The sequence below is a fragment of the Massilia aerilata genome, from assembly GCF_042656905.1.
Taxonomy (GTDB): Bacteria; Pseudomonadota; Gammaproteobacteria; order Burkholderiales; family Burkholderiaceae_D; genus Telluria; species Telluria aerilata.
Genome location: NZ_JBHSMZ010000019.1, coordinates 1 through 558 on the forward strand (window position 1 = coordinate 1; position 558 = coordinate 558).

1 protein-coding gene is annotated in these 558 nt (G+C 67.7%); it reads right to left on the reverse strand.

Annotated features, from left to right (window positions below; all coding sequences use genetic code 11):
- Window positions 1–531 (reverse strand): hypothetical protein (locus ACFPO9_RS27725; protein ID WP_379775260.1); only part of this gene is annotated, 531 nt, incomplete at its 3' end.
- Window positions 532–558 lie beyond the last annotated feature (27 nt).

Sequence of the window (558 nt, forward strand, 5' to 3'; positions counted from 1 at the left end):
CGTCGCATTGACGGTGACGGTGTCCTGGTTGGTGGTGAAGTCGGCCTGCGTGTCCTTGCTGTCCGCCGTGTCTTCGGTGACGCTGGTGAAGCTGACGGTGGTGGACGGCGCGGTCGCGTCATAGGTGACGTGCTGGGTGGCGGCGGCGCCAGCGTTGCCGGCGGCATCCACCACGCGCACCGACACGGTCGGGCTGCCGGTGACGTCCACGCCGGCGATGGTGACGGCGGTGCCGTCCACGCTCACGTGGCTGTCGCCGACCAACGACCAGTTGGTGCCGTCGACCGAGTACTGCACGTATTCGCCTGCGGCCAGCGCGGCCGACAGGGTCGCGCCGATGTCGGCGGTGCCGACGTTGGTGGTGAAGTCGGCCTTCACGTCCTGGCTGTTGCCGGTGTCTTCGCTGATCGCGTTGAAGCTGACGGTGGTCAGCGGTGCTTCGGCGTCGTAGGACAGCGACTGGCTGGTCGCTTCGTTGGCGTTGCCGGCTGCATCCACCACGCGCACCGAGACGCTGCTGGTGTGGGCCATGTCGATGCCACTGATGGTCAGCTCGGT